This is a genomic window from Aphanothece microscopica RSMan92 (genome assembly GCF_046613545.2).
GTDB lineage: Bacteria > Cyanobacteriota > Cyanobacteriia > PCC-6307 > Cyanobiaceae > NIES-981.
Genome location: NZ_JBKKKY020000250.1, coordinates 1 through 840 on the forward strand (window position 1 = coordinate 1; position 840 = coordinate 840).

Annotated in this window: 1 protein-coding gene; it reads right to left on the reverse strand. The window is 69.0% G+C overall.

Features of this window, described 5'->3' with window-relative positions; all coding sequences use genetic code 11:
- Positions 1-840 (reverse strand): hypothetical protein (locus ACLD7X_RS17290; RefSeq protein ID WP_425625438.1); only part of this gene is annotated, 840 nt, incomplete at both ends.

The window sequence follows — 840 nt, forward strand, 5'->3', positions numbered from 1 at the left end:
TCGGCCTTGAGCTGGTCGCGCGCCTTCTGGTCCTTTTCGGCGTCCTCGGTCTGTTTCTGCGCCTGATCGACGAGTTCCTGCCCCAGTTTGAGCCCGGCGATGTCCTTGTCGATCGTGGCGCGCTGGGCGGGCAGGGTGGTGCCGGCCCCCCCCATGCCCACGGCCTCGATCTGCATGTCGACGACGGCCTTGCGATCCTCGAGGTCCTTGATCTTGCGGTCGATCTCGGAGGCGGGAAGCTGGCCGTTCTTGTCGAGGTTCACGGTCATTTCGCGCAGCTGGGCCTGGGCGCGGGCGATCATGGTGTCGATCGTGTCGTAGAAGGACAGGACGGTGCGCGTCTCGATCCACTGGGCGGCCTGGTCGAGGTCGGCCACGGGCTGGCCGGCATAGCCCTTGGTCTTCTTGCCGGTGCGGGCCAGGATGAAGGCCGCGTATTTCTTGTCGAACTCGGCCTGGACCGCGCGCGCGGCGGCGAGCGCCCGGCGGGCGGATTCGCGGCGCCGCAGGATCGCGGCATCGGTGGCGAGGTCGGCCTTGACCCGGGTCTCGAAGGCGGTCACGCGGGCGATGGCCTCGGGCAGCGGCAGGCTGGGCCAGGTGGCCTCGATGTCGGTGATCTCGGACAGGTGCTGTGTCAGCGTGGCGGCCAGGGGGTGGAAGGCCGCCGTGCCGTGGTCGATGGCGACGTGCAGGGTCTTGAGCTTGTCCTTGATGAGGGCGTTGGCCTCGGCCGCCTTCTGCGCGGCCAGCACGTTGCGGGCGCAATCCTCGAGCAGGAGCATCGCGGCGTCGAGCGCGGCGGTGTTGAAGCCGTTGAGGTCGGCCACCGCGTCGTTG